This window comes from Streptomyces sp. NBC_01235 (genome assembly GCF_035989285.1).
Classification (GTDB): Bacteria; Actinomycetota; Actinomycetes; order Streptomycetales; family Streptomycetaceae; genus Streptomyces.
In genome coordinates this window covers 285,885-310,926 of the sequence record NZ_CP108513.1, presented here as the reverse complement: position 1 = coordinate 310,926, position 25,042 = coordinate 285,885, and the positions used below count along the sequence as shown (strand labels likewise).

Genomic DNA, 25,042 nt, shown 5'->3' with positions numbered 1-25,042 from the left:
GACGGTGGGCCTAGACAACATCGGAAACTTCACGGGGTTTGTTCGCCTTCACGTGGCGGACGGGAATGTCGGTGGTGCGCTGGATGACGCGGACCTGGCCGTCCAGGTGGACGGTGAGGGTCGCGTCCGACACGTGCACGGTCACCGTCTGGCCTGCGTAGGGGCGGCCGAGGGAGACGCTCTGGCGGCAGACCATGATCGTGCCCACAGCGCTGATCCGCCGCTGCACCCGCACCGGCTCCACGCTCGGCCTGGGCGGCGGGCCTGCGGGCCGCAGACCGCGCAGACGCTGGACTTCGTCGGAGCTGAGCGGGTTGGGCCGCACCCGCAGCAGCTCCCGCGAGGACAGGTCGAAGAACGACAGCGTCTCACCGTCTATCCGGATGCCCACCTGGCGGCCGCCGAGAATCTCCGCGGCCAGCACCTGGTGCCCGCCCAGGCCCACCAGCCCGCTGTTGTTCACCACCCGGTCCACCTCGAACGCCGCCCCGTCGCCGACAGGCAGCGGTGCCGGGCCGGCCGCACGTCCTCCCCGGGCCGCCAGCACCGCCAGATCAGAGACGGACAGGTGCGAGCGCACGGTCTTGATCCGCGTCCCCGCGACCAGCACATGGATCACCGAGGTGTCGGCCCAGAACGTCACCGTCAGCCCCGAGCGGGCCGGACTGAGCCAGAACTGCTTGCCCGCCACCTGCAGATTCCCACTCGCAGGCACCACCCGCTCGAACTCCACCGGCCCGCCCTCGTCCGCCGGCACCACCTCGGGAGGGGCGGGAACAGGCACCGCTTCGGCCGGATCCGGGACCACCACAGGCGCCGTCCGCTGCTGCGGCACCAGGGCAAGCACTCCAGGGATCCTCAGGCTCAGCACGTCCCGTTCCTGCTCGGGAACCGGGGTGAACCGGTCCGCCGGGGACTGCATGTCCAGGGCCTGGTGCGGCCGCTCGGAGTTGTACTCCTCCACCCACGCATCCAGCGCCGCCTGAGCCGCTGCGATGCTCTCGAACGCGCCGCAGTCGTCGAGGAGTTCACGCCGCAGCGTCTGATGGAACCGCTCGACCTTGCCCGTCGTGGTCGGCGACGCCGGCTGGGTCAGCCGGTGCGCGATCCCGTTCTCCCGGCAGATCCGGTCGAACAGCACCTCACCGCCCTGCCCGAACCGGTCGGTGAACTGTTTGCCGTTGTCCGTGAGCACCTCTTCCGGCACCCCGAACGTCTGCAAGGCTTGGGCGAACGCCGCGCAGACCGCCCGGCCGGTCGCCCGCTCGACCACCGATGCGATCACGCAGTACCGGGAATGGTCATCCACGCCGGTCACGACCTTGGCCTCGGTCAGCTCGCCGGTGACCGGGTTGACCAGCATCACCCCGCCGACGATGTCCATCTGCCACAACTGCATGGCACGGTCCCGCTGCCAGCGCTTGTAATCCGACCGCTTCCGGCGCCTGACCCCCGGCTCCACCAGCCCATGCCGCACCAGGATCCGATACACCGTCATCCGTGACGGCACCGGGCTCACCTCCCCGGACCGCTCCAGCACATGAGCGATCCGCCGCGGCCCCCACCGGGGATGCTTGCGCCGCAGCTCACACACAGCCGCCTCCACCTCGGCAGACGCCTGATGCGGACACGAAGCCGGCCTACGGGAACGGTCCGCCAGTCCAGCCAGGCCCGACGCGGCATACCGGGACTTCCACCCGCTCACGGTCTGCCTGGAAACACCTAGCTGAGCGGCGATCTCCGTCACCGTCGCACCCGCCAGCACCGCCAGAACAGCCCGGTATCTCTGCTCGACAACCGACAACTCCACCAGAGCCAATCCCGGCCTCCCCACACGCACCGCAACGACGCGCACAGCAAAGCCGATCACGGCCACCGTCAACCATCAGCTGGGATCGAAGTGTCAAGCATCTCCCGGGACCGGACAACTCCTGGCCCGGATGCGGCGCGAGAACCTCCGCTACGGACTTCAGACCATGTGCGAGGGCGGCGGCACCGCGAACGCCACGATCCTCGAGCTGGTGCGATGACCGGGATCGAACGACCGCTGCCCCAACCCACCCTCGCCAGCGCCGAGTTCTGGCGCTCCGGGGCCGACGGCCTGCTCAGGATCTCCCACTGCGCGGACTGCGAACGGTACTTCCACCCGCCGCTGCCGGTGTGCCCCTCCTGCCGCAGCCGCGCCGTGGCACTCGCCCCCGTCTCGGGCCGGGCGGTGGTCGTCGGCTTCAGCGTCAACCACCAGACCTGGCTGCCGAGGTTCCCGCCGCCGTACGTCGTCGCCGTGGTCGCCCTCGCCGAGGACGACCGGGCGCGCCTGACCACCAACATCGTGGACTGCGACCCCGACGAGGTGCGCGTCGGCATGCGCGTCCGGGTGCGGTTCGAGCAGCTCGAAGAGGGCGTGTACGTCCCCCTGTTCGAGCCCGACCCGGAGACCGAGGCCGCCGAAGGCCCCGGCCCGCTGCCCAAGCCCCGCGATGTTCGCGCGCGTCCCATGGCTTCCCCGCGGAAGTACGAGGACAGGGTCGCGCTCACCGGCGTCGGCCAGTCGCGGGTGGGACGCCGCCTGATGGTCGACCCGCTCTCCCTCACCGTCGACGCCTGCCTGGCCGCCGTCGCGGACGCGGGGCTGGACCTGGACGACATCGACGGGCTCTCCACCTACCCCGGAGCGAGCCCCGACGGCATGAGCGAGGGCGGCATCACCGCCCTGACCGAGGCCCTGCAACTGCGCCCCACCTGGGTCAACGGCGCACGCGAAGTGCCGGGCCAGATCGGCTCGATCACCGCCGGCATGCTCGCGGTCGCCGCCGGGCTGTGCCGACACGTCCTGTGCTTCCGCACGGTCTGGGAGTCCTCCCACGGCGCGCTGGTCCGTTCCGGTCAGTGGACGGCCGGCGGTGGCCGTGCCACCGGGATGTTCGAGTTCCGCGCCCCCTTCGGAGCCATGTCGGCCGCCCAGTGGATCGGCTGCAACGCCTCGCACTACCTGCACCGTTACGGCGTCGGCCGCGAGGCGCTCGGCGCCGTCGCCGTCACCGCCCGGGCGGGCGCGGCCCGCAACCCGGAGGCGCTGCACCGCGACCCGATGACCCTCGACGACTACTTCGACGCCCGCATGATCACGACACCGTTCGGGCTCTACGACTGCGACGTGCCGTGCGACGGGGCGGTGGCCGTCGTCGTCTCGGCGATCGAGACCGCCCGAGACCGCCCCCGGCCGCCCGTCCTGGTCGAGGCCGTCGGCACGGCCGTCCTCGAACGGCTCAGCTGGGACCAGGACACCCTGACCCACCTGCCCCAGTCCCACGGCCCCTCCGCCCATGTCTGGACCCGCACCGACCTCACCCCCTCCGACGTCGACGTCGCCCTGCTCTACGACGGGTTCACCTTCAACGCCCTGTCCTGGATCGAGGGCCTCGGCTTCTGCGGACCGGGCGAGGCGACCGACTTCATCGCCGGCGGCAAGACGATCGCCCTCGACGGCGACCTCCCGCTGAACCCGCACGGCGGCCAGCTCTCGGCGGGCCGGCTGCACGGCTACGGTTTCGTCCGCGAGGCCATGCTGCAACTGCGCGGCGACGCCCGAGGACGCCAGGTCGAGGACGCCCGGATGGCGGTGGTCACCGCGGGCGGGGGAGTGCCGTCGGGGGCGATGCTGTTGAGGAGGGCGGAGTAGCTAGCGGGGCTCGCGCGGCAGCCCGAGTCCCCGCTCGGCCACCTGGGTGCGCAGCACCTCGTTCGCGCCTCCGGCGATCGTGTACGCGCGGGAGTACAGGTGCGCGTCCTGCCACCAGCCGTCCGCCACCGCGTCCCCGTCGCCCTCGACGAGCAGCCCGTCCGTGCCCTGCAGACGCAGGCCGAAGTCGGTCAGGTCGTGGTTGAGTTCGCTGAAGAAGATCTTGCCGAGCGGTGCGTCGGCGGGCTGCTCCGTGTGGTGCAGCATCCGCGACTGAGCCATACCGGTCATCGCGGCGTTCACCTGCACCCGCGTGGCGAGTTCACCGATCGTCTGCCGGGTCGCGGAGTCGTCGAGCGCGGGCCGGCCGCCGATCGGGGTCTCCTCGGCGAGCCTCAGCAGGTCGTCCAGGACCGTGAGCAGTTCGACGCCGCGCGCCGCCACACCGGAGCGCTCGTGGCCGAGGCTGCTCATCGCCACCCGCCAGCCGTCGTTCACCCGGCCGATCACGTTCGCGGCCGGGATCCGGACACCGTCGAGGAAGACCTCGTTGAAGTCGGTGGTCCCGGTGATCTCCCGCAACGGCCGGACGTCGACCCCCACAGCGCGCATGTCCAGCGCGAACGCCGTGATGCCCCGGTGCTTTGGGGCGTCGGGATCGGTGCGCGCGAGCAGGTATCCCATGTCGGCGTGCTGGCCGTTGGTCGTCCACACCTTCTGGCCGTCGACGACGAACACCGCGTCGTCGCCGTCCTCGTCGAGGCGCGCCCGCGTCCGCAGTGCCGCCAGGTCGCTGCCCGCACCGGGCTCGCTGAACAACTGGCACCACACGTCCTCGCAGGTGCGGATGCGCGGCAGGAAACGCGCCCGCTGCTCGTCGGTGCCGTGCTCGATCAGCGCGGCCGAGGCCAGCGAGGCCGCGCCGACCGGCGGCCAGGTGCGGGCGCGGGCGATCTCCTCGGCGACGACGGACGGTTCCAGGGGATGCGCGTCGGGCCGGCCGCCGTACGCGGCCGGCCAGTGGATCCCGAGGAAGCCCGCCTCGTACAGCTTCGCGGTCCACTCCCGGATCGCCGGCATGAGCTCCGGATCGGGCGCGCGTACCCCGGCGTGCGCCTTGACGCCGGGCGCGTGCTCCGCGACGAACGCGCGCACCTTCCGACGGAACGCCTCGAGCTCGGGCGTGGACTCCAGTCGCATCGCAGGGGCTCCTTGTCCTCGGACAGCCGGGCGCGCCGACCAGCGCCCCGAAATGAGGCCACTCTAACCGGGTCGCCGAACCGATCGCCAGCGTCCTACGCCGGAAACAGTAGCCCTATTTCCGTCCCGCACCCCCGAACCGCACGCCTTCCGCCCCCGCGGCGAATAGACTGGGCATCCGCAATACCCCCCAGAGGAGTTGGCCCATGGCGACTGCCGTCGACCGAGAGCCCGCCGACGGCGAGACCGGCACCCCGGTCGGCAAGCTGGCCGCGCAGACCGCCCAGCGTATCGAGGCGACGGTGATCCGACGCGGCTGGCCCGTCGGAGAGTCGCTGGGCTCCGAGGTGGACCTCCGGGAGCGCCTGGGGGTGAGCCGCGCGGTGCTGCGCGAGGCGGTCCGGCTGGTGGAACACCACCAGGTCGCCAGGATGCGGCGCGGCCCGAACGGCGGCCTGATCGTCTGCGCACCCGACGCGGGCCCGGCGACCCGCGCCATGGTGATCTATCTCGAGTACATCGGGACGAGCGTCACGGACCTGCTCCAGGCCCGCCTCCTGCTGGAGCCGATCGCCGCCGGGCTCGCCGCCGAGCGGATCACCGAGGAGGGAATCAGTACCCTCCGCGCCACCCTCGACGCCGAACTCGACCACTGGGACGACCCGGGTGTCCAGTCCCAGGACCCGCTGCATCCCGTCCTCGGCGAGCTCTCGGGGAACCCGGTGCTGCACCTGTTCATCGACGTGCTCACCCGGCTCACGGCGCGCTACGCGCACACCTCCCGCCGGATCTCCAGGGCGGAGATGCACGCGGCGAAGGAGACCTCGCACACGGAACACGGCGCCGTCGTCGACGCCGTGATCTCCGACGACGGCGCACGCGCCCAGACGGCGCTCACCGCGCACCTGGAGTCGGTGGCCGCCTGGATCGAGAAACACCGGGTGCGCCGCGGCCGACGGATCTCGGGCCAGGTGATCGAGCCCGAACTGGTCGAGGGGCCGCGGGCCAAGCTCGCCGAGGTGCTCGCCGCCCGGATCCACGACGACATCGCCGCGCGGGGCTGGCAGACCGGCACGGTGCTCGGCTCGGAGACCGATCTGCTCGCCCGCTACGGGATCAGCCGGGCCGTGCTGCGCGAGGCCGTCCGGATCCTCGAATACCACTCGGTCGCCCGGATGCGCCGCGGCCCCGGCGGCGGACTGATCGTCACCGCCCCCGAACCGCAGGCCAGCATCGACACGATGGCGCTGTTCCTGGAGTACCAGGGCGTCACGGCCGACGACCTGCGGATCGTCCGCAACGCCGTCGAACTCGGCATCGTCGCCCGGGTGACCGCCCGGCACGCCGGCGGCGACACGGTGGTGGCCGAGCGCCTCACGAAGGCCGTCAAGTGGGCGACGGAAGGGCCGGCCGCCGACCCGCGCAAGGCCGACCTTTTCCACACCGAACTGGCCGCGCTGGCCGACAACCCGGTGCTGTCGCTGTTCCTCTCGATCATCACCGAGCTGTTCCGCCGGCACGCCTCCGGCCACGATCGGCCGCTCCCCGGCGACACGGCGGCCGACGAGGTCCAGCACGTCCACCAGCGCATCCTCGACGCCATCGTGCAGGGGGACGCCGGGGTCGCCCGGCACCGGATGCGCCGGCACCTGGACGCCCTGATCCCCTGGTGGCACTGACCCTCGGTGACGCCGATTTAGTGATACTGATTCACCGCGCCCCATGCGGCCCCCGGCCTCGTGGGGCGCATTGCTGTGCTGAGGAGGGTAATTACGTATACTGAATAGGTCGAGTCGAAGGAGATCCGATGCGCCGGACCCTGTTCGAACAGGACCACGAGGACTTCCGCCTCCTGGTCCGTGACTTCATCGCCCGCGAGGTGACTCCGGTGTACGAGGACTGGCGGCGCGCCGGTCTCGTCCCCCGCGACCTGTTCACCGCCATGGGCAAGCTCGGCATCATCGGCACGGCCGTCCCGCAGGAGTACGGCGGGGGCGGCCGGGACGACTACCGCTTCAACGTCGTGATCCAGGAGGAATGCGCCCGCGCCTGCGTCACCCTGGGCGGTCTGCGCACGCATCTGGACGTGGTCGTCCCGTACTTCACGGGTCTGGCGAGCGCCGAACAGCGCGCCCGCTGGTTCCCGGGACTGGCCTCCGGTGACCTGTACACCGCCGTCGCGATGAGCGAGCCGGGCACGGGCTCGGACCTCGCCGGCATCACGAGCAGGGCGGTCCGCGACGGCGCCCACTACGTCATCAACGGATCGAAGACCTTCATCACTGGCGGCCACCACGCCGACCTGGTGATCGTCGTCGCCCGCACCGCGGTCGACCCGGACGACCGGCGGGCCGGCCTCTCCCTGCTGGTGGTGGAGAAGGGCATGCCCGGCTTCACCGTCGGCCGCAAGCTGGAGAAGATCGGCCTGACCGTCCAGGACACCGTCGAACTGTCCTTCGCCGACGTCCGGGTCCCCGCCGCCAACCTTCTCGGCGAGGAAGGCGCGGCCTTCACCCACCTCGGCCGCAACCTCGCCCAGGAACGGCTGGCCATCGCGGTCGGAGCCGTCGCCCAGGCTCGTGCCGCGATCGATCTGACCGTCACCTACGTACGCGACCGGACGGTGTTCGGCAGACCGGTCGCCGCCTTCCAGAACACGAAGTTCGAACTCGCCGCCATGGCAACCGAGTTGGAGGCCGCGCAGGCCCTGCTCGACGCGGCGGTCACCGCACATGTCACGGGCGGACTGAGCCCGGTGGACGCGGCCAAGACCAAGCTGTTCTGCACCGAGGCGCAAGGGCGCGTGGTCGACCGCTGTCTGCAACTGCACGGCGGCTACGGCTACATCCTCGAGTCCCCGATCGCCCGGCTGTACGCCGACGCCCGCGTGAGTCGGATCTACGGCGGCACCAGCGAGGTCATGAAGACCATCATCAGCAAGTCCCTGGGCCTGTGAGGAGTGGGAATGCAGACAGACGGATCCCTGGCGCTGATCACCGGCGGCGCCTCCGGACTGGGACTGGCCACCGCGCGGCGCATCGTCGACCGCGGCGGCCGGGTCGTCCTCGCCGACATCTCCGAGGAACAGGGCGTCAAGGCCGTCGCCGACCTCGGTGACGCCGCCCGCTTCGTCCGCACGGACGTCACGGACGAGACCGAGCTCACGGCCGCCCTGGACACCGCGCGGGAACTCGGCGAGCTGCGCTTCGTCGTGCACTGCGCCGGGCGCGGTGGCGACCGGACCCGCATCATCGACCGTGACCGCACCCCCGGCGACCTCGCCACCTTCGCCGAGGTCGTCCGCGTCAACCTGATCGGCACGTACAACGTGCTGCGCCTGTCCGCCGCCCGCCTGGCCGAGAACGACGTCCTCGACGGCGACCGCGGCGCCATCGTCCTCACCGCGTCGGTCGCCGCGTTCGACGGTCAGATCGGGCAGACCTCGTACACCGCCGCCAAGGCGGGCGTGCACGGCATGACCCTCGTAGCCGCCCGCGATCTGGCCGGCTGGCAGATCCGCGTGAACACCATCGCCCCGGGCATCATGGACACCCCCATGCTCGGCCGGCTGCGCGCCGACATCCGCGACGGCCTCGCCACGACCGTGCCCCACCCCAAACGGCTCGGCGACCCCGACGACTTCGCCCGCCTGGCCGTGGAGATGCTCGAGAACCCCTATCTCAACGGCCAGACCGTCCGCCTCGACGGCGCCATCCGCATGGCTCCGCGTTGATCGCCGGAGGCACCCGGGTGACGTCGACCGTGCCGGACCGCAGTGAGGACCCGGTCACCGAGACCGACGAGAAGTTCCGGGCACGCCTGCGAACCTTCCTGACGGAGCATCACCCCGGCCGTCGGCCCAAGGACCCGACCGAACGGCTGGCCTGGCAGAAGGCCTGGCTGGCCGAGCTGTTCGACGCCGGGTACGCCGGACCGAGCTGGCCCGTCGAATACGGCGGGATGGGGCTGAGCTTCGCCCGGCAGGTGATCTACCAGGAGGAGTACGCCCGGGCCAGGGTCCCCGGGCCGCTGGGCACCGGGCTGGGCATCGCGGCACCGACCCTGATCAAGTACGGCACGGCCGAGCAGAAGAAGCGCCACCTGCGCCCCATGCTGCGCGGCGACGCGGTCTGGGCCCAGGGCTACTCCGAGCCGGAGGCCGGCTCCGACCTGCCCGCGCTGCGTACGACCGCACGGCGGGAGGGCGGCGGCCCCGACGACCCGGAAGCGGTGTACGTGGTCAACGGGCAGAAGGTGTGGAACAGTGCGGCCGACATCGCCGACATCGTCTTCACCCTCGTCCGCACCGGACCGCCCGACTCACGGCAGGACGGGATCAGCTATCTGCTGATCGACGCGCACACCCCGGGAGTGACCGTCCGGCCCCTGCGCGACCTCACGGGGGACGCGCACTTCTGCGAGATCTTCTTCGACGACGTACGCGTACCGGTCGCCCACCGGATCGGTGCGGAGAACGGCGGTTGGCCGCTGGTCCGGACGAGCCTGGGCCACGAGCGGGCGGCCGGAGCGATGAACCAGGCCGCGCTGTACCGGCGCGTCCTCGACGAGTTGATCGGGCTGGCGCACGAACGCGGTGCCACCGCCGACCCGTTGGTGCGCGACAGGCTCGCCGACTTCGAGATCCGTGTGTCCATCATGTGGCTGACCGGCATGCGGACCATCGCCGACATCATGACCAAGGGCGAGCCAGGCCCCGCGTCCTCCACGGCACGGCTGTTCATCGTGACCTTCGAGCAGGAGCTGCACGAGTTCGCCCTGGACCTGCTGGGACCGTACGCCATCCTCGGCCGCCGCGACCCCCACGCTGTCCAACGCGGGCGCTGGGTATGGGGTTTCCTGCGCACCCGGGCCTCGACGATCGGGGCGGGCACCGCCGAGATCCAGCGCAACACCATCGCCGAGCAGGTGCTGGGCCTGCCCCGTGACCCGGCGATGCCGACAGCGGGAAGGACGACGTGAGAGCCGCACGCTGCATGGAGTACGGGCCGCCCGGCGGCCTCACGGTCGTCGAGGCCGGCGATCTCGAACCGGGCCCGGGAGAGGTGCTGGTCCGCGTGCACGCGGCCGCGGTGAACTTCCCGGACGTGCTGATCGTGGCGAACCGTTACCAGGTCCCCGCGCCGCTGCCGTTCACGCCCGGCAGCGAATTCGCCGGCGTCGTGGCCGCGTTGGGGCCCGGCGTGTCCGGTCCTCCGGTCGGCTCACCCGTGGCCGGGGCGGTGCTCACCGGTGCGTTCGCCGAACAGGTCGTCGTGCCCGCCGCGAGCCTGCGGCACGTACCCGAAGGCCTCGACATGGTCCATGCCGCCGCGTTCCACGTCACGTACGCCACCGCCTACCACTGCCTCGTCACCGTTGGACAGGGCAGTGCGGGGGAGTGGGCGGCCGTGCTGGGCGCGGCGGGCGGGGTCGGGTCGGCGGCGGTCGACATCGCGACGCGACTGGGGATGCGCGTGGTCGCCGCCGCGTCGAGTCAGGAGCGGCTGACCGTCGCCCGCAAGCTCGGTGCCGAGGCGGGCGTCGACTACGTGCGCGAGGATCTGAAGCTGCGGATCCGGGAGTTGGCCGGCGGCGAGGGCGCACACCTCGTGATCGACCCGGTGGGCGGCGACCACGCGGAGGCCGCCCTGCGCGGGCTGCGCCGGGGCGGCCGGTTCGTCACCGTCGGGTACGCCGACGGGAAGATCCCACGGATCCCGCTGAACCTCGTGCTGCTCAAGGACCTGGTCGTCCGGGGCTTCGAGATCCGTACGGTGCGCCAGTACGCCCCGGACGCCGTGGCCGCCGCCGACCGTGCCCTCGCCGGGATGGTCCGGGACGGGATGCGCCCGCTGGTCTCCCGCGTCCACGCCCTCGCCGACGTGGCGGCCGCCCTGACCGACGTGGCCGAACGGCGTACGACGGGCAAGGTGGTCCTGGACATGGCCGGCGCGGTGTAGCCGCCCGCTCTCCGCCCGGTCAGAACGTGGGCAGTTGGGGGCGCTTCCTGACGTAACCTCCGGCGTCGACCCGCATCTGCATGCCGGTGACGTAGCGGGACTCGTCGGAGACGAGGAACAGCACCATGTCGGCGACGTCCTCGGGCTCGACATAGGGAATGCCCATACCGGTCGTCGCCGGGAACGAGACCAGGGCGTCCTCGCGGGTCGGATGGTCGAGGTCGGGCCTAAACGAGCGGTACATGATGTCGCTGTTGAGCATGTCCGTGTTCACGTTGGTGGGGTGCAGCGCATTGACCCGGATCCGCCGGGACAGCAGCACCGTCGCCAAGTCGTGTACGAACGCGGCCACTTGGCGCTTGGCGAGGGAGTAGCCGAGTCCCCCGGGGCCGTTGGCCGGATTGTCGACGCTCGCAGGGGTCAGGGCCGCGACGGACCCGGTCGCCACGATCGAGCCGCCGTCGGGCAGATGAGGCAGGGCGGCCTCGACGGCGTGGACGACGCCGTTGAAGTCGACGGTGACCGCGTCGATGAAGGCCTGGATGCCCTGCTGCGGGCCCAGCGGGGCGATCCCGGCCTGGGCGACCACGGCATCCAGCCGTCCCAGCTCGGCCACCCCCTCGGTCACGGCCGCCTTGAGCGCCACCGGATCGCGTACGTCGGCCTTGCGGGCGACGATGCGCCGGCCGAGCTTCTCGACCTGCCGGACGGTCTCGTCCAGGTCGTCCTCGGTGGCCAGCGGGTAGGCGTTGGTGGCGATGTCCTCGCAGAGGTCGACGGCGATGATGTCGGCGCCCTCGGCGGCGAGCCGGACCGCGTGGGCCCGGCCCTGGCCGCGTGCGGCTCCGGTGATGAAGACGACCTTGTCCTGCACTCGACCCATCATAAAAGAGTAGCCTGAATATGGAGCAGTGGACGGGTGGGGTAATCATGATCCGTATTGAGCGCGGGTACTTATGGAATCGCTTCCACTGGGTGGGACACGATCAGTGCACACAATCCGCCGATGCTGGAGAGTCTCCGAGACCGAGGGAGCGCAAGCATGCCGTTGCAGCCATGGATGAAGCTGCTGTCGACCGACGACCACCTGATCGAACCCCCGCGTCTGTGGTCCGACCGCCTGCCGGCGAGGTTCCGGGAAGCGGGGCCACGGATCGTTCAGAAGGCGCGCGGAGAGGGCCAGGCGCCCGCGGAGGTGTGGGTCTACGAGGACCGGGTCCACCCCTACATCGGCCTCAACGCCGTCGCGGGAAAGAAGCCGGAGGAGTTCGGCCTCGAACCGACGCGCTACGACGAGATGATCCCGGGCTGCTACGACCCGAAGGCCCGGATCCGTGACATGGACCTGGACGGGGTGTGGGGTGCCCTGTGCTTCCCGTCCTTCCCGGGATTCGCGGGCACCGTGTTCCTGGAGGGACAGGACAAGGAGCTCGCCCGGCTGTGCGTCCAGGCGTGGAACGACTTCGTGCTGGACGAGTGGTGCGCCGCCGCGCCGGGCCGGCTCATCCCCCTGGTCGTCCTGCCGCTGTGGGACGTCCAGGCCTGTGTCGCCGAGATCCACCGGACCGCGGCCAAGGGCGCCAAGGCGATCTCCTTCCCGGAGAACCCGGCCCCGCGCGGGCTGCCGTCCTTCCACACCGACCACTGGGACCCGGTGTTCTCGGCGGCCGAGGAGACCGGCCTGCCGCTGTGCCTGCACTTCGGCACCTCGGGCAAGCCGCCGAAAACGGCCGAGGAGGCGCCGTTCGCCGTGACGATCGCCCTGTTCGGCTGCAACGCCATGTTCGCCACCGCCGACCTGCTGTTCTCCCCGGTGCTGCACAAGCACCCCAAGCTGAGGATCGGGCTGTCCGAGGGCGGCATCGGCTGGATCCCCTACCTGCTGGAGCGCAGCGACGGCACCTGGGAGCGGCACCGCTTCTACCAGAACGTCAACCAGAGCGTGCGGCCCTCGGAACTGTTCCACAAGCACTTCCACGGCTGCTTCATCGACGACCGGTTCGGTGTGGAGGTCCGCCACCACGTCGGGGTCGACAAGATCACCTGGGAGTGCGACTACCCGCACTCCGACTCGTACTGGCCGGGGAGCCGCGCCTACGCGGCGGAGGTGCTCGCCGACGTACCGGACGACGAGGTGCACAAAATCGTGGAGCTCAACGCCCGGCGCCTCTACAACCTCCCCGCATGAGCCGGCGACCGGAGTCCGAGCGGTCCGACTGGACCGACCTGGACCTGCTGACCCGCGATGAGGCCCACGGCCGGCTCCTGGCGGAGATCGCCGAGACGGACGTTCGCCTGGCCGAACTCGGGGCCGACGACGAGGCCGAGCGTGAACTGCTGCGGACGCGGCTGCGGGCTCTGCGCGAGGCCGCGGCGGAACTGACCGACCACTCGGCGAAGTGAGGTTGCCATGGGACGTGTGGGGGGCAAGGTTGCGCTCATCACGGGAGCGGCCCGCGGTCAGGGCCGCTCCCACGCGGTGCGGCTGGCGGAGGAGGGCGCGGACGTCGTCGTCACGGACGTCTGCCACGACATCAGCGAGGCGCTGCCCTACTCGCTGGCGTCGAAGGAACAGCTTCAGGAGACGGCCGAACTGGTCCGGGCCACCGGTCGCCGGTGCGTCGCCGTCCAGGCCGACGTCCGTTCGGTGGCCGAGATGCGGGCCGCCGTCGACGCGGCCCGCACGGAGTTCGGCCGGCTCGACGTGGTCGTGGCCAACGCCGGCGTCATGAGCATCGGTGCCGCCTGGGAACTGTCCGAGGAGGCCTGGGACGTCGTCGTGGACGTCAACCTCAAGGGCGCGTGGAACACGGCACGCGCGGCGATCCCGTGGATGATCGAAGCCGGGGAGGGTGGCTCGATCGTCATCACCAGCTCGGCCGCCGGCATCCGCGGCCATGTGCCGTACGCCCACTACGTGGCCAGCAAGCACGGCGTGGTCGGCCTGATGAAGGCGCTCTCCAACGAACTCGCCCCGCATCGCATCCGGGTGAACACCGTCCACCCCACCGGTGTCAGCGACACGGGCATCACCGTCGGCGTGCCCGTGGAGGAACTGGCCGCGCGGGAACCGCTGTTCGGCCTCGCCGCGATGAACCCCCTCGCCCCGTACGTCGAGCCGCGGGACGTGTCGAACGCGGTGCTGTTCCTCAGCTCGGACGAGTCGCGTTACGTCACCGGCCTGCAGTTCACCGTCGACGCGGGGTCGACCAACAAGCCGTAGAACGGAGTGGCTCAGTGAAGATCACCATCGATACCTCCTCGTGCTCCGGGCACGCGCGCTGCGCTGCGGCGGCGCCCCGGCTCTTCCGCCTCGACGACGACGGCTACGCACTGCCCTTCGACGGCGAGGTTCCCGAAGGCCTCGAAGCGGCGGCCCGCGACGGCGAACGGGCCTGCCCGGAACGGGCCGTCACCGTCGAGTGACAGAGCCGTCGAGCGACATGAGCGAGCCCCACGGTCCCTCGGGCCGTGGGGCTCGCTCATGTCCGCTCGCTCAGCCGGCCGGCTGCGGCGGCGGGGTGAAGTGGTGGCCCCAGAAGGCGCCGTCGGTGATCTCGTAGACGGGCACCGGCTCGGGCACCTTCAGCCCGTTCCAGCCGAACTCGACGGCGTAGTTCTCCGGCGACCACACGTAGAACGACACCATGCGGTCGTTCGTGTGCTTGCCGAGCGAGTGCATCATCGGGACCTCGTACTTCGCGGCCCGGTCGAGGGCCAGCCCGACGTCGTCCAACGACGCGCCCTCGACCATGAAGTGCAGCAGCCGCCCGGGACCCGGCATCGGAGTGATGCCGAGTGTGTGGTGCCGGGGGTTGCACCCCAGGAACCACGTCGTGCCGGCCGGGGACTTCATCGTGTTGCGCTCGACGAAACCGAGGACGCCCACATAGAAGTCGAAGGTCGCCCGCGCGTCCTCGGCGGAGACGATGGCATGCCCGAAGCCCATCTCGCCGGTGACGAACTTCGAGACCAACGGCGTGCGCACGGGCACATGGTCGAGGACGGTGCCGTAGAAGAGCTCGACCGGGTTGCCGCCCGGGTCGTTGAACTTGACGAAGCCCGTGACGCGCCGCTCCGCGGCCTCCTCCTCGGTGCCGGCCGTCACCTTGATCCCGGCCTTCTCGACGTCCGTGACCAGCCGCGCCAGCTCCCGCTCGTCGAGGACCTCGAAGCCCAGCGCCGTCATCCCGCTCTGGCCGGCCGGGGAGACCACGATGCGGGCCGGACAGTCGTCCAGCCGGAAGTACAGCGACTCGGAGTCACCGCCCTCGGCCGGCATCAACCCGAGGAAGTCGCCCCCGAACACCTTCCATTTCTCGATGTCGTTGGACTCCAGACGCAGGTACCCGAGTGAGCGCACACCCATCCGACTCTCCCTCACTATGGTCAGATCCGGGCCGCCGAGGCGCCCGGTATCGCATAGGCGCGACGGTAGACAGTCCCGCCTACGCCCTGCCGGGACCGTCCCACTGATCGGGAGACGCGGGACGTGCGCCCACGGCCGGGTGGCACGGTGCAACCATGACACTCACCTCCCTCACCTACGAGGACACCCTGCGCGAACTGCACACCGACGAGGGCACGCTGCGCTATCACGAGGCGGGCGACGGACCGCCGCTGCTCCTGCTGCACGGCTCGGGCCCGGGCGTGACGGGCTGGCGCAACTACCGGGGAAACCTCCCCGTGCTCGCCGAGCACTTCCGCTGCCTCGCCCTGGAGTTCCCCGGCTTCGGGGTGAGTGACCCGACCACCGAGAACCCGATGGCGGCCGGCCCCAAGGCCGTGCTGCGCTTCCTCGAAGGCCTCGGCCTCGACCGCGTCGACGTCGTCGGGAACTCCATGGGCGGGTTCGTCGCGGTGGGACTCGCGGTCGCCCACAAGGACCTGTTCCGCAGGATCGTGACCGTCGGCGGCGTGGGCCGCAACCTGCTCTCCCCGGCGCCCAGCGAAGGGCTGAACCTGCTTGTGGAGTTCGCCGAGAACCCCACCCGGGACAACCTCGTGCAGTGGCTGAGGTCGATGGTCCACGACCCGGCGCTGCTCACCGAGGAACTGATCGAGGAGCGCTGGGTCAGCGCCACCGATCCGGCGACGCTGGAGGCGTCCCGCCGGATCTACGGCCGCCAGGCGATGGCCGCGATGCTGGCCGCCCAGGCCCACTCCGACCAGCCCATCTGGGCCGCGCTCCACAAGGTGACCGCGCCCACCCTGCTGACCTGGGGCCGGGACGACCGGGTCACCCCGCTGGAGAACGCGCTGCTGCCGATCCGCACCATCCCCAAGGCCGAGCTGCACGTCCTGCCGGACTGCGGGCACTGGGCGATGATCGAGCAGAAAGCGGCCTGGGAGAGCGCGGTCCTGGCCTTCCTGACCCGCCCGGAGGCCTCCTGAGCGGCGGCCGGACACCCGACCACGTGGGGTGACGACATGGCGAGATTGGCAGAGGCACGCCGACCCGCCGCCCCGGTGTCGGTCCGTCAGGCCGCCCGCCGGGTCCGCATCCTGAGGGCCGCCTCGGAACTCGGTTCGCGCGAGGGACTCGCCCGGGTGCAGATGCACGACGTGGCCAAGGAGGCCGGCGTCGCGATCGGCACGCTGTACCGCTACTTCCCGTCCAAGCCGCACCTCTTCCTGGCGGTCCTCGAGTGGCACATCGAGCAGTTCCTCGGGGGCCGCGACGGCGGCGCCGCGACCGACGAGGCGACGGACCCCGCGGTGGAGGTGGCGCAGACGCTGATCGCGCTGAGCGGGAAGCTGCTGAGCAGCCGTCTGCTGGCCTCGGCGGTGGCGCTCTCGTCGTTCACGGAGTACGCGAGCGTCGTCCCGACCCCGATCGACATCGTCGAGAGAGCGCTGGGACAAAGGCTCCTGCGCCTGCTCGGGACCCGTGCGGACGCGGAGACCGAGCGCAGCAGGGTGCGGCTGCTCGTCTACAGCTGGTGGGGTCTGTTCGTGGCCATGCTGACCGAGGAGATCTCCACCGAGCAGGCGGACGCGGACCTGCGCCTGGCGGCGCGGCTGATCGTCGCCCCCTGAACGCACGGCAGTGTGCCCGGGACACCTGTCGTGTCCCGGGCACAGCCGTGGAGTCAGTCCGTCACGCCGACGATGTCCAGCACCGCCAGGTACGCGAACGCGATGCTCGAACCGATCGGGGTTCCGGCCCCCGGGTAGACGCGTCCCGACATCGCCGCGGCCGTGTTCCCGCTCGCGTACAGCCCGGCGATCGGGCTGCCGTCCGGCCGCAGCACCCGCGCCTGGTCGTCGGTCGTCAGGCCGCCCTTGGTGCCGATGTCGGACGGCAGGATGGTCGCCACGTAGTACGGCGGCGTGTCGATCGGCAGCAGCAGGGGGTTCGGCCAGTCGGGCGTGGGCGGCGCCGGGTAGCTCAGCTCGGGCAGGGCGGGGAAGCCCAGCACATGGTGAGCGATCTGGTCCCAGGGTGTCTCGCCACGGTGGAACTTCTCGTCGACGCCGGTCTGCGCGTAACTGTTGAACTCCTCGACGGTGCTGCGCAGTGCCTCGAACGGCACGTCGATCAGCTTCGCCACTTCCTCGAGGGTGTCGGCCTTCCTCAGCGCGCCCGATGCGAACCACTCGGGGCGGACCGGCTGGTCGGCCGGGCCGCCGAAGCTGTCCCGGTCGAGCTGGCGCTGGTCGAACACCCAGTGGGCGGGGATGTGGGAGACGCCCGTGGTCGTGTGGAGGCGCACTATCTCGTGCCCGGCCTGGTCGTAGGGACGGGCCTCGTTGATGAAGCGTTCGCCCGCGGCGTTGACCCAGAGCCCGCCCCGTGTGCCCGTGTGGAAGAGCGGGAGACCGTCCGGCCACACGAGCCCCGGCACGTACCAGGCCTCGTCGAGCAGGTCGGTGGCGGCACCGATCGCGATCCCGGCCCGGAGCGCGTCGCCCGTGTTGCCCGGGGCGCCGTGGGTCCACTCGCTGGCGCGGGCGATCGGCTGGTGCTTCTCGCGAAACTCCCGGTTGCGCTCGAAGCCGCCGGCGGCGAGGATCACACCGCGCTCGGCGCGGAACGTGACCCGTTCGCCGTCGCTCACCGCCTCCACGCCGACGACCCTGCCGTCCTCGACGATCAGGCTCTCCAACGCGGTGTTGAGGCGGAGCGAACCGTTGCCGGTCTCCAGGAACGCCGCGAGCGCCCTGCCGATCAGTGCCCGGCCGCCGTTGAGCACCGGGCCCTGGTCGATGCCCATCCGCTCCATCGGGAGGGGGTCGCGCACGAGCCGGGCGTGCTCGCCGAGCTCGGCGGCGGGAATCTCCGGCGGGAAGACGGTGTGCCCCGCGGGGGAGGCGCCGGGGGCCGTCGGGTAGTACTCCGGCACGGGGCCGTACACGAACGAACGGAACCACTCGTTCTGCTCGAGCTCCTCGATCAGCTGTGCGCCGGCCCGCAGAAAGGCGTCCTGGAGCCGTTCCCGGGAAGGATCGTCGACGATGCCGCGCAGATACGTCCGGGCGCCCTCGACACCGTCGTCGACGCCGGCCCGCCGCAGCGGCGCGGAGCCCGGGAACCAGAGCCCGGCACCGGAGTAGGCGGTGGTGCCGCCCACCCGGTCGGTCTTCTCGACGACGAGCGTGCGCAGCCCGCGCGACGCCGCCACGTACGCCCCGACCAGGCCTCCGCCCGACCCTACGACGACCACGTCGTAGGCATCCTCGTTGATGCTCACCATGACCTCCTCATGAGTGCCGACGTTCTGCGTGGGGGGTGGGGACCGCGACCGGAGGCGGGGGGACGGCAGACGGAGGCGGACACCGCGGAGCACGAGCGGTACGGCTCCGACACGGCGTCTCGCCACCAGCCGTTCAGCAGTTCGCCCGACGAAGGTAACGAGCCGCCGCAGCACCGCCGTTCGGCCATCTCGCTCAGCGAGACCGCCCGGGCGGCTCGCCAGTCCCGCTCAGCGGAACGAGCGAGGCCGCAGTCCCCCGCCGGCGATCACGCTGGAGACCGGCACGAGTTGAGGATGGCAATGACAGACATAGGGGAACCGACGGCCGCCGCGGATCGTGAGGCGGCCGTCGCCGAGGCGGCCGCGCGACTCGTCGGCGCGGCTCGGGACGGCAAGCCGTGCGCCCCCGTGCGGGACCTGCTCGGCACGACCGACATCGGCCTCGCGTACGCCGTTCAGCAACGCGTCATCGGCGACCGGATCGCCGCCGGGGCACGCGTCGTCGGCCGCAAGATCGGACTGACGTCGGCGTCGGTGCAGCGTCAGGTCGGCGTCGACCGGCCCGACTTCGGGGTCCTGCTGGACGACATGGACGTCACCGGCCTGCCGGCCGTCCCCAGTGGCCGGCTGCTCCAGCCCAGGGTCGAGGCGGAGATCGCGTTCGTGCTCGCCTCCGATCTGGACGACGACGACCTCGGCATCGAACGGGTCCGGGCCGCGGTCGGCCACGCCGTGGCCGCGCTGGAGATCGTCGACAGCCGGGTGGCCGACTGGGACATCGCGATCACCGACACGGTCGCCGACAACGCCTCCAGCGGCCTGTTCGTCCTCGGCCGGGAGCGGCTCGGGCCGACCGAGTTCGAACCCCGGGACGTCACCATGCGGTTGTACGCCGACGGCGTGCTCGCGTCCGAGGGAAACGGCGCCGCCTGCCTGGGGGACCCGCTTGCCGCGCTGCTGTGGCTGGCGCGCACCGCCCGGGATTTCGGCGACCCGCTGCGCGCCGGCCAGGTCGTGCTCTCCGGCGCCCTGGGACCGCTCGTCCCCACCCCGCCAGGCGTCACCGTGCGGGCCGAGATGTCGGGCCTGGGTTCGGTGACAGCGACCTTCTCGACCAAGGAAGCCAAGGAAGACGGATGACGAAGACCAAGGTGGCCGTAATCGGTTCCGGCAACATCGGCACCGACCTGATGATCAAGGTACTGCGCCTGTCCGACACCCTGGAGATGGCGGCGATGGTCGGCATCGACCCGGACTCGGACGGCCTGGCACGCGCCGCACGCCTGAAGGTTCCCACCACGCACGAGGGCGTGGACGGCCTGATCCGCATGGACGGCTTCGACGACATCGACATCGTCTTCGACGCCACGTCGGCCAAGGCACACGTCGAGAACGCCAAGAAGCTCGCCCCGTACGGCAAACGCCTCGTCGACCTCACCCCGGCCGCCATCGGCCCGTACGTGGTGCCGACGGTGAACCTGGACGAACACCTGGAGAACGCCGGCCACGCAGACAGCGCGGACAGCGCGGACAACGCTGTCGGCAACCTGAACATGGTCACGTGCGGCGGCCAGGCGACCATCCCCATCGTCCACGCGGTCAGCCGCGTCACCCTGGTGCCCTACGCCGAGATCGTCGCCTCGATCGCCTCCAAGTCGGCCGGACCCGGCACCCGGGCCAACATCGACGAGTTCACCGAGACCACCGCGGGGGCGATCGAGCAGGTGGGCGGTGCCCGGCGGGGCAAGGCGATCATCGTCCTGAACCCGGCCGAACCGCCGCTGATCATGCGGGACACGGTGTACTGCCTGATCGGTGAGGCGGACCACGACGCCATCCGCGCCTCCGTCGAGGAGATGGTCGCCGCGGTCGCCGAGTACGTGCCCGGCTACCGGCTCAAGCAGCAGGTCCAGTTCACCCCGGTCCCCGCGGGCGACCCGGTGCACACGCTCCTGCCCGACGGCGACTCCACCGCGACGACCAAGGTCTCCGTCTTCCTCGAGGTGGAGGGCGCCGCCCACTACCTGCCCGCCTACGCCGGCAACCTCGACATCATGACCTCGGCCGCCCTGCGGGTCGCCGAGCGCATCGCCCGGCGTTTCTCCACGGAGGTGACCAAGTGACCGCCACCCGCAGGCTCTACGTACAGGACGTCACCCTCCGGGACGGGATGCACGCCGTCCGGCACCGGATCACGCCCGAGTTCGTGGCCCGGATCTCCGCGGCCCTCGACCAGGCCGGCGTGGACGCGATCGAGGTCGCCCACGGCGACGGCCTGGCGGGCGGCAGCCTCAACTACGGGCCGGGCAGCAACACCGACTGGGAGTGGATCGAGGCCGCCGCGGACGCCATCGACCGCGCGGTCCTCACCTCCCTGCTCCTGCCCGGCATCGGCACCATCGCCGAGCTCAGGCGGGCCTACGCCCTCGGCGTCCGCTCGGTGCGCATCGCCACCCACTGCACCGAGGCGGACGTCGCGGCCCAGCACATCGCCACCGCCCGCGAACTCGGCATGGACGTCTCCGGGTTCCTGATGATGAGCCACATGGCGCCCCCGCACGCCCTCGCCGAGCAGGCCAGGCTGATGGAGTCCTACGGCGCACACTGCGTGTACGTCACCGACTCCGGCGGCCGGCTGACCATGGACGGCGTGCGCGACCGCATCCGCGCCTACCGCGCCGTCCTCGACCCGGAGACCGAGATCGGCATCCACGCGCACGAGAACCTCTCCCTCTCGGTGGCGAACTCCGTGGTGGCCGTGGAGGAGGGCGTGACGCGGGTGGACGCCTCGCTGGCCGGACAGGGCGCGGGGGCGGGCAACTGCCCGATCGAACCGTTGGTCGCCGTGGCCAACCTCCTCGGCTGGAAGCACGACTGCGACCTGTTCGCCCTCCAGGACGCCGCCGAGGACCTGGTCCGTCCTCTCCAGGACCGCCCCGTGCGCGTCGATCGGGAGACCCTCACCCTGGGCTACGCCGGCGCCTACTCCAGTTTCCTGCGCCACGCGGAGGCCGCGGCGGTCCAGTACGGCCTCGACGCCCGCACGATCCTCCAGGAGGTCGGCAGGCGTGGCCTCGTCGGCGGGCAGGAGGACATGATCGTCGACATCGCCCTCGACCTCACCCAGGGCTGACCCGACTCCCTGGCTCGCCCGGTACGTCGAAAGCCGCTCCCCGAAATGGTCCCCGGGGAGCGGCACGTTTTTGCGCCGGTGAAAGAATGGACCGACCGTCCGAATCAATGCTTGCACGGCTCTTTCTCTGCTGCCTGTGCCGTTGGTACCTTGGCGCCGACGCCGAACTAGAATTGATTTCAGTTTGAGCAGAGAGGCACCGACGATGACGTCTGCCCTTCGCCTGAGCCCACGACCCGACGAGATCGACCGGCAAGCGCTGCCCCCGTCGATGATGGAGCGCGTGACGCTGATCATGGACCTTTTCGAACGTCCGCATACCCACCTGACACTGGAAACGGTCTCCCGCCGGACGCACCTGCCGCGCTCGACCACCCATCGGATACTCGACCAACTGGTGCGGCTGGACTGGCTGGACCATACGGTGGCCGGGTACACGCTGGGGCCGCGGGCGCTCGGCCTGGGCGGGCGCGAGATCGCGCACAGCGCGTTGCGGGCCGCCGCCGCCCCGCATCTGCTGGACCTGGCCGTGCGCACCAGAATGGTCGTCCACCTGGCGGTGCTGGACGGGCCGGACATCTACTACCTGGACAAGGTGGGCGGCCGGGCGGCGGTGGACATACCGTCGAGGGTCGGGGGCCGGGCGGTCGCGCACTGTACCGGCCTCGGCAAGGCGATGCTCGCCTGGCAGAGCCCGGAGGAGATCGACGCGCGCTACGCCCAGGTGATCGAGCGCCGCACCCGGCGCAGCATCGGCCGCCTCGACCACCTGCACCGCGAACTCACCACCGTGCGCCGCCGCAACGGCCTCGCGATCGACCGGGGGGAGTGTTTCCCCGACCTCGGTTGCGTCGGCCTCGCGATGTGCGGGCCCGGGGGGCCCGTCGGCGCCATCTCGGTGGTCGGAGACGGCCGCTCCTCACTGGAACTCGTGGCTCCGCTGGTGGTCAACGCGGTGCGGGCGGTGTCCGAGGAGCTCTTCGGCGTGGCACGGCCGTACGGCGAGGAAGCGTCGGACGCGGTCGGATCGCGGGCTCCGGGGTTGACCGCGGCCGCCCGCTTCTCGGCGTCCGGCAGGGCGCTGTCGGCCTCGGCCGGAAATTCCGATCGTGATTGTACTGAGTGGTCTATGAATCCCGCGGCGCTGTGACCTGCCGGGACGCGGGGCGGGGCCGGATCGGTGGTGGTGGATCTTGCCCGAGTCATTGATTGTACCGACCGCTTGGTCTAACTTCCGGGCTAGGATGTGAAGCAGCATGACGGGAGCCTGGCGTGAGCGACGACGTCGTCGAGAAGAGCATCGACCTGCGTGCCGAGGGCTGGAAGGCCATGCGGGCGGCCCTGCCGGGGGTCTTCCCCGAGGGTGACGTCGACCTGCGGGACGGCCGTCTCGGCGAGGAACTCGTCGACATCGGCCTGACCAGCGTCTGGGGCGCGCTGTGGGGGCGCGAGGGTCTTGCGCCGCGTGACCGGAGTCTGGTCACCCTGGGCATCCTCATCGCGCTCGGGGCCGAGACCGAGCTGAAGACCCATGTCCGCATCGCCCTGACGAACGGGCTGACCCGCGATCAGATCGCCGAGGTCATCTACCACTCCAGCGGTTACGCGGGATTCCCGCGGGCCGTGGCCGCCCGTACCGCCGCCCGTGCGGCGCTGGAGGACTGAGGCGCCTGCGGACCCGCGCCGTGCGCGGAACACCGCCGCGAGGGTCGGTTCACCGGCGTCTGCGCCGGCCGCCCACCGAATGAGCAGGAGAGTTCCATGAAGGTTGTCGTCGACGAGGAGAAGTGCGTCGCGGCCGGGCAGTGCGTGGCCGCCGCCATGGAGGTGTTCGACCAGCGTGACGAGGACGGCATCGTCGTCCTGCTCAACGAGAACCCCGGACCGGAGCTGGCCGACGACGTGCGCAACGCCGCGGCCGTGTGCCCCGCGCTGGCCATCCGTATCGAGGAATGACCGAGCTCCCCCCACCCCCCCACACCGCCTGGAGGAATGACCATGTCCGAGGCAGAGACGGAACTCGCCGCCCCTGACGCGGAGATCTTCGACTATCCGGGGGCGCGGGACCGCACCTGCCCGTTCGCCCCGCCGGCCGGGCAGCGCGTCCTGAACGACAAGGCCCCCGTTTCGCGGGGCCGCATCTGGGACGGCAGCACCCCGTGGCTGGTGACCGGGCATGCCGCGCAGCGCCAGATCCTGTCCGACCCGCGGGTGAGTTCGAACGACAAGCAGCCGGGCTTCCCGCATCCGAACGAGGTCATGGCTCAGGGCGCCCCGCACCACCCGCTGACCATCTTCAACGCCGACGGCGCCGACCACTCGCGGATCCGCCGCATGATGACGCGTCCGTTCACGCGCAACCGGATGGAGGCGCTGCGGCCGGAGATCCAGCGGTTCACCGACGAGCTCATCGACAAGATGCTCACGGGACCGGGGCCCGTGGACCTGGTGGAGGCCCTGTCGCTGCCGCTGCCGTCGCTGATGATCTGCGCGCTGCTCGGTGTGCCGTACGAGGACCACGCGTTCTTCCAGGAACACGCCTCCTTCGCCACCAGGAGCGACAAGACCGCCGAACAGCAGCGGGCGGCGAACGAGGCGCTGGGCGGCTATCTGGCCGGGCTGCTCCAGGTCAGGATGGAGGAGCCGACCGAGGACGTGATCTCGGACTTCGCCGCGCGGATCAAGGCCGGTGAACTCACCCTTCCCGAGGCCACCATGCTCTGCATGATCCTGCTGATCGCCGGTCACGAGACCAGCGCAAGCATGATCACCCTGGGCACCGCCCTGCTCCTGCAGAACCCGGAACAACTCGCGCTGCTGCGCGAGACGGACGACCCGAAGGTCGTCGCGAACGCGGTCGAGGAACTCCTGCGCTATCTGACCATCCCGGCGCTCGGGCAGCGGCGGATCGCCCGCGAGGACATCGAGATCGAGGGTGTGACCATCAAGGCCGGCGAGGGCATCGTCGTCGCGCTGCCCGCGGGCAACTGGGACCCGGAGGCGTTCCCCGAGCCGGAGAAGCTCGACCTCACCCGAGAGGCGCGCCATCACCACGCGTTCGCCTGGGGCATCCACCAGTGCCTCGGCCAGCAGCTCGCCCGGATCGAGCTCCAGGTCGTCTACAGCACCCTCTACCGGCGCATCCCGACCCTGCGCCTCGCGGTCGGTTTCGACGAGCTCAGGTTCCGCAGGGACGACGCGCTCGCCTACGGCATTCACGAGCTGCCGGTCACCTGGTAGCGAGGACGCGTTCCCCGGCGACGGGCGCCGCTTCAGGCGCCCGTCGCCTCTGTATGACCGCTCGGCCTCCCTCCCCGCTCACACGCGTGGCAGCTCGGCGTGGCAGGACGCGTGGGCCGTCGCGGCGTCA

Annotated in this window: 24 protein-coding genes; 19 read left to right on the top strand and 5 right to left on the bottom strand. The window is 71.0% G+C overall.

Annotated elements, in window-relative coordinates:
- Window positions 1-10 precede the first annotated feature (10 nt).
- The gene (locus tag OG289_RS01295; protein WP_442819055.1) at window positions 11-1,804 is read right to left on the bottom strand and encodes an IS481 family transposase; all 1,794 of its coding nucleotides are present in this window, start codon (window positions 1,802-1,804) and stop codon (window positions 11-13) included.
- 222 nt (window positions 1,805-2,026) lie between these two features.
- Between OG289_RS01295 and OG289_RS01290 the strand changes: the two genes are divergently transcribed.
- Complete coding sequence (locus OG289_RS01290) at window positions 2,027-3,682, top strand: thiolase C-terminal domain-containing protein (RefSeq protein WP_327312140.1); 1,656 nt, start codon at window positions 2,027-2,029, stop codon at window positions 3,680-3,682.
- Here OG289_RS01290 and OG289_RS01285 read toward each other — a convergent pair whose 3' ends face one another.
- Entirely contained in the window at window positions 3,683-4,882 is a 1,200-nt protein-coding gene (locus OG289_RS01285; protein WP_327312139.1) for an acyl-CoA dehydrogenase family protein, read from the bottom strand.
- Window positions 4,883-5,088: 206 nt separating this feature from the next.
- On the opposite strand from OG289_RS01285, the gene OG289_RS01280 reads away from it, so the two are divergent.
- The 5 genes from OG289_RS01280 to OG289_RS01260 all read left to right on the top strand — a co-directional run bounded on the left by OG289_RS01280 (window position 5,089) and on the right by OG289_RS01260 (window position 10,842).
- A complete protein-coding gene (locus OG289_RS01280; RefSeq protein WP_327312138.1) occupies window positions 5,089-6,561 on the top strand; it encodes a FadR/GntR family transcriptional regulator in 1,473 nt (490 codons plus the stop codon).
- Window positions 6,562-6,689: 128 nt separating this feature from the next.
- Complete coding sequence (locus OG289_RS01275; RefSeq protein ID WP_327312137.1) at window positions 6,690-7,838, top strand: acyl-CoA dehydrogenase family protein; 1,149 nt, start codon at window positions 6,690-6,692, stop codon at window positions 7,836-7,838.
- Window positions 7,839-7,847: 9 nt separating this feature from the next.
- The gene (locus OG289_RS01270) at window positions 7,848-8,615 is read left to right on the top strand and encodes an SDR family NAD(P)-dependent oxidoreductase (RefSeq protein ID WP_327312136.1); all 768 of its coding nucleotides are present in this window, start codon (window positions 7,848-7,850) and stop codon (window positions 8,613-8,615) included.
- 17 nt (window positions 8,616-8,632) lie between these two features.
- Window positions 8,633-9,862: an acyl-CoA dehydrogenase family protein gene (locus OG289_RS01265; RefSeq protein ID WP_327312135.1), complete on the top strand. Its 1,230-nt coding sequence runs from the start codon at window positions 8,633-8,635 to the stop codon at window positions 9,860-9,862.
- Complete coding sequence (locus OG289_RS01260; RefSeq protein WP_327312134.1) at window positions 9,859-10,842, top strand: NADPH:quinone oxidoreductase family protein; 984 nt, start codon at window positions 9,859-9,861, stop codon at window positions 10,840-10,842. Before OG289_RS01265 ends, OG289_RS01260 begins: the two co-directional genes overlap by 4 nt.
- 19 nt (window positions 10,843-10,861) lie before the next feature.
- Here the strand turns inward: OG289_RS01260 and OG289_RS01255 are convergent, their stop codons facing one another.
- Window positions 10,862-11,725, bottom strand: coding sequence for a mycofactocin-coupled SDR family oxidoreductase (locus OG289_RS01255; protein WP_327312133.1), 864 nt, complete (start codon window positions 11,723-11,725; stop codon window positions 10,862-10,864).
- A 159-nt stretch (window positions 11,726-11,884) separates the two neighbouring features.
- On the opposite strand from OG289_RS01255, the gene OG289_RS01250 reads away from it, so the two are divergent.
- From OG289_RS01250 to OG289_RS01235, 4 genes are read left to right on the top strand one after another with little or no spacing between them, the layout of a single operon-like run.
- Window positions 11,885-13,030, top strand: coding sequence for an amidohydrolase family protein (locus OG289_RS01250; protein WP_327312132.1), 1,146 nt, complete (start codon window positions 11,885-11,887; stop codon window positions 13,028-13,030).
- The gene (locus OG289_RS01245; RefSeq protein ID WP_327312131.1) at window positions 13,027-13,245 is read left to right on the top strand and encodes a hypothetical protein; all 219 of its coding nucleotides are present in this window, start codon (window positions 13,027-13,029) and stop codon (window positions 13,243-13,245) included. The genes OG289_RS01250 and OG289_RS01245 overlap by 4 nt, the downstream gene beginning before the upstream one ends.
- Window positions 13,246-13,252: 7 nt before the next feature.
- Entirely contained in the window at window positions 13,253-14,065 is an 813-nt protein-coding gene (locus OG289_RS01240) for a mycofactocin-coupled SDR family oxidoreductase (RefSeq protein ID WP_327312130.1), read from the top strand.
- A 14-nt stretch (window positions 14,066-14,079) separates the two neighbouring features.
- Entirely contained in the window at window positions 14,080-14,268 is a 189-nt protein-coding gene (locus tag OG289_RS01235) for a ferredoxin (RefSeq protein WP_327312129.1), read from the top strand.
- Between the two features lie 70 nt (window positions 14,269-14,338).
- Here OG289_RS01235 and OG289_RS01230 read toward each other — a convergent pair whose 3' ends face one another.
- Window positions 14,339-15,211 carry a VOC family protein gene (locus OG289_RS01230; RefSeq protein ID WP_327312128.1) on the bottom strand — a complete coding sequence of 291 codons (873 nt, stop codon included), beginning with the start codon at window positions 15,209-15,211 and terminating at the stop codon, window positions 14,339-14,341.
- A gap of 155 nt (window positions 15,212-15,366) precedes the next feature.
- Between OG289_RS01230 and OG289_RS01225 the strand changes: the two genes are divergently transcribed.
- Window positions 15,367-16,236, top strand: a complete 870-nt coding sequence (locus OG289_RS01225; protein WP_327312127.1) for an alpha/beta fold hydrolase — start codon at window positions 15,367-15,369, stop codon at window positions 16,234-16,236.
- A gap of 36 nt (window positions 16,237-16,272) precedes the next feature.
- Complete coding sequence (locus OG289_RS01220; RefSeq protein ID WP_327312126.1) at window positions 16,273-16,881, top strand: TetR/AcrR family transcriptional regulator; 609 nt, start codon at window positions 16,273-16,275, stop codon at window positions 16,879-16,881.
- Window positions 16,882-16,934: 53 nt separating this feature from the next.
- Here OG289_RS01220 and OG289_RS01215 read toward each other — a convergent pair whose 3' ends face one another.
- The gene (locus OG289_RS01215) at window positions 16,935-18,539 is read right to left on the bottom strand and encodes an FAD-dependent oxidoreductase (protein WP_327312125.1); all 1,605 of its coding nucleotides are present in this window, start codon (window positions 18,537-18,539) and stop codon (window positions 16,935-16,937) included.
- 300 nt (window positions 18,540-18,839) lie between these two features.
- On the opposite strand from OG289_RS01215, the gene OG289_RS01210 reads away from it, so the two are divergent.
- The 7 genes from OG289_RS01210 (at window position 18,840) to OG289_RS01180 (ending at window position 24,912) form a co-directional block, all read left to right on the top strand.
- Window positions 18,840-19,679 carry a 2-keto-4-pentenoate hydratase gene (locus OG289_RS01210; RefSeq protein ID WP_327312124.1) on the top strand — a complete coding sequence of 280 codons (840 nt, stop codon included), beginning with the start codon at window positions 18,840-18,842 and terminating at the stop codon, window positions 19,677-19,679.
- Window positions 19,676-20,662: an acetaldehyde dehydrogenase (acetylating) gene (locus OG289_RS01205; RefSeq protein ID WP_327312123.1), complete on the top strand. Its 987-nt coding sequence runs from the start codon at window positions 19,676-19,678 to the stop codon at window positions 20,660-20,662. The genes OG289_RS01210 and OG289_RS01205 overlap by 4 nt, the downstream gene beginning before the upstream one ends.
- Window positions 20,659-21,672 (top strand): 4-hydroxy-2-oxovalerate aldolase, encoded by a 1,014-nt coding sequence (gene dmpG / locus OG289_RS01200; RefSeq protein ID WP_327312122.1) that lies wholly within the window; start codon window positions 20,659-20,661, stop codon window positions 21,670-21,672. Before OG289_RS01205 ends, dmpG begins: the two co-directional genes overlap by 4 nt.
- A 205-nt stretch (window positions 21,673-21,877) precedes the next feature.
- Window positions 21,878-22,822 (top strand): IclR family transcriptional regulator, encoded by a 945-nt coding sequence (locus OG289_RS01195; RefSeq protein WP_327312121.1) that lies wholly within the window; start codon window positions 21,878-21,880, stop codon window positions 22,820-22,822.
- A gap of 122 nt (window positions 22,823-22,944) precedes the next feature.
- A complete protein-coding gene (locus OG289_RS01190; RefSeq protein ID WP_327312120.1) occupies window positions 22,945-23,337 on the top strand; it encodes a carboxymuconolactone decarboxylase family protein in 393 nt (130 codons plus the stop codon).
- 96 nt (window positions 23,338-23,433) lie between these two features.
- The gene (locus tag OG289_RS01185; RefSeq protein WP_327312119.1) at window positions 23,434-23,628 is read left to right on the top strand and encodes a ferredoxin; all 195 of its coding nucleotides are present in this window, start codon (window positions 23,434-23,436) and stop codon (window positions 23,626-23,628) included.
- Window positions 23,629-23,670: 42 nt separating this feature from the next.
- A complete protein-coding gene (locus tag OG289_RS01180; RefSeq protein ID WP_327312118.1) occupies window positions 23,671-24,912 on the top strand; it encodes a cytochrome P450 in 1,242 nt (413 codons plus the stop codon).
- Window positions 24,913-25,042 lie beyond the last annotated feature (130 nt).